This is a genomic window from Lactobacillus sp. UMNPBX19 (genome assembly GCF_002553805.1).
Taxonomy (GTDB): domain Bacteria; phylum Bacillota; class Bacilli; order Lactobacillales; family Lactobacillaceae; genus Lactobacillus.
This window is the reverse complement of record NZ_PCYR01000044.1, coordinates 1-6,895: the sequence shown is the minus strand read 5'-3', so window position 1 is coordinate 6,895 and position 6,895 is coordinate 1. Positions and strand designations below refer to the sequence as shown.

General features: G+C 34.0%; 5 protein-coding genes and 4 pseudogenes. 7 read left to right on the top strand and 2 right to left on the bottom strand.

Annotated elements, in window-relative coordinates; genetic code table 11:
- Nucleotides 1–50: 50 nt before the first annotated feature.
- Entirely contained in the window at nucleotides 51–464 is a 414-nt protein-coding gene (locus CP370_RS08740) for a hypothetical protein (RefSeq protein ID WP_087712962.1), read from the bottom strand.
- A 188-nt stretch (nucleotides 465–652) separates the two neighbouring features.
- Between CP370_RS08740 and alsS the strand changes: the two genes are divergently transcribed.
- Both alsS and budA read left to right on the top strand, forming a co-directional pair.
- Complete coding sequence (gene alsS, locus CP370_RS08735; protein ID WP_012846239.1) at nucleotides 653–2,332, top strand: acetolactate synthase AlsS; 1,680 nt, start codon at nucleotides 653–655, stop codon at nucleotides 2,330–2,332.
- A gap of 17 nt (nucleotides 2,333–2,349) precedes the next feature.
- On the top strand, nucleotides 2,350–3,066 hold the full coding sequence (gene budA, locus CP370_RS08730) for an acetolactate decarboxylase (RefSeq protein ID WP_087712963.1): 717 nt from the start codon (nucleotides 2,350–2,352) through the stop codon (nucleotides 3,064–3,066).
- A gap of 63 nt (nucleotides 3,067–3,129) precedes the next feature.
- Here budA and CP370_RS08725 read toward each other — a convergent pair.
- Nucleotides 3,130–3,456: pseudogene (locus tag CP370_RS08725) on the bottom strand (DUF3021 domain-containing protein); the annotation flags it as partial.
- Between the two features lie 146 nt (nucleotides 3,457–3,602).
- Here CP370_RS08725 and CP370_RS08720 point away from each other — a divergent pair.
- From CP370_RS08720 to CP370_RS10315, 5 genes and pseudogenes are all read left to right on the top strand, one after another.
- Nucleotides 3,603–3,992 (top strand): annotated as a pseudogene (locus tag CP370_RS08720) (aldo/keto reductase); the annotation flags it as partial.
- Nucleotides 3,993–4,341: 349 nt separating this feature from the next.
- Nucleotides 4,342–4,941: an HAD family phosphatase gene (locus tag CP370_RS08715; protein ID WP_087712965.1), complete on the top strand. Its 600-nt coding sequence runs from the start codon at nucleotides 4,342–4,344 to the stop codon at nucleotides 4,939–4,941.
- Between the two features lie 22 nt (nucleotides 4,942–4,963).
- Nucleotides 4,964–5,587, top strand: coding sequence for an NUDIX hydrolase (locus CP370_RS08710; protein WP_004894642.1), 624 nt, complete (start codon nucleotides 4,964–4,966; stop codon nucleotides 5,585–5,587).
- Nucleotides 5,588–5,704: 117 nt separating this feature from the next.
- Nucleotides 5,705–6,049: pseudogene (locus CP370_RS08705) on the top strand (response regulator); the annotation flags it as partial.
- Nucleotides 6,050–6,185: 136 nt separating this feature from the next.
- Nucleotides 6,186–6,832: pseudogene (locus CP370_RS10315) on the top strand (PepSY domain-containing protein).
- Nucleotides 6,833–6,895 lie beyond the last annotated feature (63 nt).

Sequence of the window (6,895 nt, the reverse complement as noted above, 5' to 3'; positions counted from 1 at the left end):
TCAATCCTTAGTCGCTTAATATTAATAAAGTGTCCAATTTTTGTGGGTCACTACAAGGCTGCTTCTTTTGGTGTAATTTCTAAAACTCGCAGATCTTCTTTTGCACCTTCAATATCATCTGCATATATTTCATTTAAATAATCATTTTTTTCAAAAATCTCGTCAATATATTCATGTTCGACATTTTTAATTGTTCCCCGAATCGAAAAGCCACATGAATCCATCGTGCCATCTCCTTTGTACCCATTAATAATCACCTTAGGTTGATGGATCAAATCTTGAAAGAAGGGATTTTGACTAGAGGTAACAATGTAGAGCTTACCATTTTTATTCAAAACTAGATCACAGACTTGAGCAGAAGGTGCACCATGATGTGTCGTAGCAACGTCAACATTGTGGACTTCATTAGTCGCAAATTCTAAAAATTCTTCATTACTAGTTTGATTATTTAAGATACTGACCATATCTATTCCTCGCTTAAATTTATTTTTATTCAAGTTCTATTATAGAATGGATTTGTGATATATCTATATTAGAAGTATTTGATTCGAAGTTTTCTATAATTATATTTACTTGAAAGTATGTTGGCTTGTAAGTATACTCTTAATTTGTAAGTAGATATACAACCTATATTGAAAGAAGGAAGATTGCTGTGGCAGAAGAAAAATATTACGGTGCAAATGCAATTGTTGATAGCTTAATTAATCATGATGTTAAATTTGTCTTTGGAATTCCAGGTGCCAAAATTGATCGAGTATTTGAATTACTTGAACATTCTAAAGATCCACGTACGCCTAAATTTGTATTAACACGGCATGAACAAAATGCGGCCTTTATGGCGGCTGGAGTAGGAAGGATTACGGGAAAACCAGGTGTTGTCCTTACTACTTCAGGTCCGGGTGCATCAAATTTAGCAACTGGCTTAGTAACTGCTACAGCAGAAGGTGATCCGGTACTAGCTATTTCTGGCCAAGTGCAAAGAACTGATCTTTTGCGTTTAACTCACCAAAGTATGAAAAATGCAGCTTTATTTGCTCCGATTACTAAATATAGTGCCGAAGTTCAAGAACCTGAGAATATTTCTGAGGTGATTGCTAACGCATATCAAGAAGCAGAGGCATCTAAGCAAGGGGCAAGCTTTGTTTCTGTTCCGCAGGACGTAACTGATGCAGAAGTAAAAACGAGCGTGATTGCGCCACTTGAGCCCCCGAAGCTAGGCCCAGCTAGTCCAATTGAATCAACTTTGCTTTCACAGCGGATTAAAGCCGCAAAGCTTCCTGTACTTTTGTTAGGAATGCGGGCATCTGATCCAGAAACTACCAGAGCTATCAGACGTTTAATTGCGGAAACTCATCTACCTGTAGTTGAAACTTTTCAAGGTGCTGGAATTATACCACGTGAATTAGAGGATGATTTCTTCGGTCGTGTAGGTTTGTTTAGAAACCAACCAGGGGATCAATTGCTTAAAAAGAGTGATCTGATTATTGCAATTGGTTATGATCCAATCGAATATGAACCTCGAAACTGGAATTCTGATCGAAGCGCAAATATCGTTGTAATTGATTCTATGCGGGCAGAAATTGATAAAAATTATCAGCCTGAGCGAGAATTGGTTGGAGATATTTCTCAAACTTTAGACTTTCTTTTACCATATATGAAGGGCTATTCAATGCCGAATGAATCTAAAGAGTATCTTGATTCATTACGTAAAACCCTGCAAAAACGTGATACTCCACCTGCTGTTACTAAGGATCAAGTGAAGAGTCATCCCTTGAGTATTATTCAGGCCCTACAAGACCGAGTTACTGATGACATGACGGTAACAGTGGATGTTGGTAGTTTTTACATCTGGATGGCACGGCACTTTAGAAGTTATGAACCACGGCATTTGCTCTTTAGTAACGGAATGCAGACACTTGGAGTTGCTCTTCCTTGGGCAGTTGCAGCAGCTTTGGTAAGACCAAATACAAAAATTGTTTCGGTTTCTGGGGATGGGGGATTCATGTTCTCGTCACAAGATTTAGAGACTGCTGTTCGGCTAGGTTTGAATATTGTCCATATTATCTGGAATGATGGAAATTATGACATGGTTAAATTCCAAGAAGAATTGAAGTATGGCGATTCAGCAGCTGTTAAATTTGGCCCTGTAGACTTTGTTAAATATGCAGAAAGTTTTGGTGCTAAGGGCTACCGTGTAGAGAAGGCAGCTGATTTAGATAAGATTTTGGATAAAGCCTTTAAAGAAGATGGACCAACTGTTGTTGATATACCGGTTGATTATAGTTTCAATCAAGAATTAGGAAAGACAATTTTAGAGGATCAGCTACATTAATAGAAGGTAGGAAAATTATGGCAAAATATGAAAGCAAGGTTTATCAGCATGGTACCTTGGGGATGCTGGTGCCAGGATTGTTTGAAGGGACAATGACAGTTGCAGATCTGTTAAAGCACGGTGACTGGGGCATTGGAACAGCTAGTGGGCTTGATGGTGAAATGATTTTACTTGATCATGTACCGTATTTAGCTCAAAGCAATGGTGAAATTAGAATCTTAAAACCAGAAGAAAAGGTCCCATTTGCGACAGTTCATTTTGAAGAGATAAAAGATAGTTTTAAGGTCGAAAATTTAACTCAAAAAGAATTAGAAGATAAGATTTTAGCTGACTATCCTTATAAAAATGTCTTTTCTGCAGTTAAAATTGTGGGGAATTTTTCAACTGTTAAAACAAGAGTAGTTGAAAAGCAGACAAGACCTTACAAGACCTTATTGCAAGTAGCAAATGAACAAGCCGTTTTTGAATCTACTGATGTTTCTGGTACAGTTATAGGTTACTTTGCACCGAAGATGTTCCAAGGTATGGCTGCTACTGGATACCATTTACATTTTTTAGCAGATAACAAATCAATTGGTGGACACTTATTAGATTTCAAGATAAAAGAAGCAACTGTTTATTTACAGCCATTTACTAGTATTGAGCAACATTTGCCAATTGATAATCAGGAATTTTTAAACAAAGATTTGGATATAGCTGATATGCATGATCAAATCCAAAAGGCTGAAGGATAAAAAAGCAGATCATTACCGTTTAATTATGGTAGTGATCTGCTTTTTTTATAATTTATGGTTTAACTACTTTACTTGGATTTTTATTTGATGGTAGATACAGAGCCAAATGATTAAGTAGCCGATAATATAGAGTACCGTAAAAACCAGAATTGGGATAATTTGTAACTCAATCCAATTGTTAAAAACATAAAAGAGAAGGTAGTCAATGTAAATTACAATCGCATCACTCATAGTTGCAAGTCCAAGAGAGATTTTTTCAACTTTAAAGACTGCACTAATGCCTCCGGCGATAAAGGCTAGTAATAAACTGGAAAGAATATTCTTATTTACGTTTTGAATCGAAATAGTATGGAAGTTAATAGTAAAAGAATAAATAGTCAACATCGTTGATACGAAAAAGAGCGATACTCGCTAAAGTAGAATATCGCCTTTTTTGTTTAGAAATGTTAAAAAGACAGAAGCATTTAATTGTGCTTCTGCCTTTATTACATGATTTTATTACGCTTAACAGGGAATAAAAATGAAATAACTGGTATAACTTAATGCAGAATAGTTCTACTAAACCTGCTGTTAATCAAATTTTAGTTCACATTGGTGAAACCCCGATGAACTTAATTGATTACATTCAAGGAAATGATATTGTAGTTGAAGCTTTCTCACCAATTGCTCACGGTGCTCCTCTAAATGATACAAAAATTGAAAAGATGGCTGATAAGTATGGTGTAACCGTACCTCAATTATGTATTCGTTATGATTGGCAACTTAACTGTGTTGTATTACCTAAGTCTGCAAATCCTGCACATATGAAGAGTAATGCTGAAATTGATTTTGTAATCAGTGATGAAGATATGGATAAACTTAAGAAGTTTACCCCGGTTGATTATGGTAAAGCAGGCGTATTCCCAGTATTTGGCGGCAAGATGTAAATTTAATTGTTCTAGATTATAGGGAAAAGTACAATTTTTATGAAAAAATTAGTATTTCACTTACTTTTAATTAGTATATAATTACAGCTAACAAAAAGTAAGAGATATACTTTACTTATGAATCATATTTTAGCAATTGCAGTGTTACTAGGAACTTTATTCTTTTCAGTAAGTATTAAACCTAAATGAGTTCCCATAAGAATTAAAAATAATACTCTTCATCGCGGTCGATAAGATAATAATTAATCCTTAAAACGAGAGTTTATCAAATCTCTCGTTTTTTCTTGCAAGATTCTAGCAAAAAGAGCAATATTTTTACTATAGACTATTAAAGATAGAGGGAAAGTTAATGCTTAAGAATATTATCTTTGACTTTGGAAATGTCATTATGAACTACAATCCAGATGAAATTTTAAATCATTATGAATTGAGTCCCGAGGATCATGATTTAGTTAGAAAAACTATTTTTAAATCTAAAGAGTGGGGCGAAATCGACTCTGGAAAAATTACAGAGGAAGAAGCCACTGAAATTTTTACTAGTAAAGTTCCAGAAAAGCTAAAAAGTAAAGTTAAGCAAATTATGGCAACTTGGCCAGAAAATGTTGATTTCTATGAGCCAGTTTTTAATTATATGGAGGAATTACGTAAACAAGGTTATAAGATTTACGGTTTATCCAATACCGGAATGCAGTTTGCTAATTTTGTTAAAAATTCTGAGATGGGTAATTATTTTGATGGCTATGTTTTTTCTGCCCAAGAGAAATTAATGAAGCCAGATAGAAGAATATATGAAAGATTAATTGCTCGCTATATTTTAAATCCAGAAGAGAGTATATTTATCGATGATTTAAAAGCAAACACCGATGCAGCAAAGAAGCTTGGCATGTTAGCTTTTACCTTTAAGATTGATAAACTTGGCGAATTACAAGAATATATTTCTAGCCATTAAGTAAATTTTAGGTGATTGAAAAATGAAAACAAATGATCAAATTGCAAATTGGGCAATGGATTTGCAGAGCCTAGCGCAAGCCGGATTAAGATATGGCCATGATGTTTTTGATCGTGAACGCTATGAAGAAATTCGGCGTATTGCTGGTGAAATGATGGCTGCTAGGACTGGAATTCCAGAAGAAAAACTTAAAACCTTGTTTCTCGGGGATGAGGGATATCAAACCCCAAAAATTGAGACTAGAGCCGCAATTTTTAAAGATAATAAAATCTTATTAGTTCGTGAAAAAATGTCTCAAGAATGGTCATTGCCCGGCGGCTGGAACGATTATGATCAAACTGTCGCAGATAACTGTGTTAAAGAGGCTTTTGAAGAATCTGGTAGAAAAGTAGAACCAGTTAAAATTATTGCAGTTCAAGATCGTAATCATCATAATAAGCCAATTTTAGCGACTAACGTTACTAAGATTTTCTTTTTATGTAAAGAATTATGTGGTACATTTACTCCTAATGATGAAACAGATGCTTGTGACTACTTTGCTCTAGACAACTTACCAAACTTATCTATTGATAGAAACACAGAAGAACAAATTGCAATGTGTTTTGAAGCAAATAATGATCCAAATTGGGATACTAAGTTTGAATAAAAATTTATTACAAAATAGCTCCAAGCAGTTTACTTGGAGCTATTTTAATAGACATTTAAAATAAAAAGAATCAAATTAATATTGAATTTACTATTTTAAAGCAATTCTAAAGGTGAGTTGGAAAGCAGGGCGGTAAGATATGGAAAAACAAAAATTCTTTTAATTGAAGACGGGGAGAGCCTAGCTAGTTTTATTCAACCAGAGCTTGAATTAGAAGGATATGAGGTAGTCTGGGCTAAAGATGGTAAAGAAGGTCTTGAACTTTTTGAAAAAGAAAAACCAACTTTAATCCTTTTAGATTGGATGTTACCTGTTTATGATGGCATCACTGTCTTAAGAAGAATTAGAAAAGTTAGTGACATTCCTATTATTATGTTAACTGCCCGTAACCAAGCTTATGATATTAGTAATGCTTTAGATCAAGGCTTAGATGACTATATGACCAAGCCTTTTGAAATAAAATTACCACTCTAATGATTAAAATGAAAAAATCTTCATTTAATTTATATTTGCTCTTAGTTTTTTCATCCTCGTTTTTTCGTAAACTAAATATATAAAGTTAAGCAATAAAAATAAATTTGAAGAAAAAGTGAGGATTCTGAGAACAAACATTAAGAGATTATCAGTAGGCGCAGCTGTTTTAGGTTTAGCCTTAGGTGGAACTAGTCTTACTTTAATTAATCAAGCTCAAGCCTCTACTGGTGGACAAGCTGCGGAACAAACACAAACTTCTAACTCAATCAATCTTTCTCAAAGTGATGCAATTAATAAATTTAATGAAAAGTATGGCTCAAAATCAATTAAGGGGATTGAATTAAAGAATAAGAAAAATAAATATATTTATGAAGTAGAGGGCTTTGATTCAGAAAAAGAATATAAAGTTAAAATTGATGCAAGTAGTGGTAACATTTTAAAAGCTAAGTCAGAAAACTTAGATGCAGATGATAAAGAAGATGCCTTAGATCTAAATGGCTTAATAAGTCGTAGTGAAGCTACAAAACTTGCCTAAACTAAGGCATCTGGTAAGGCAGTTAAGTGGTCTTTAGAAATGGACGACAAGCGACCAGTTTGGAAGTTGAATTAAAAGATGGCAATAAAGAAACTGAAGTTAAGATTGATGCTAAAAGTCAAAAAATCTTAAGGACTAAGACTGATGGAGACAAAAAAGATAAGAAAGATAGTGAAAATAAGGATCAAGTAGATCACAAAGAAAATAAGGCCAGCAAAGAAGATAAGAATAATTAAGAACTTAGGTGTCTGGGAAAAAACTAATTCCTAAGACATGAAAAAAGAACGATGATTTCCTTT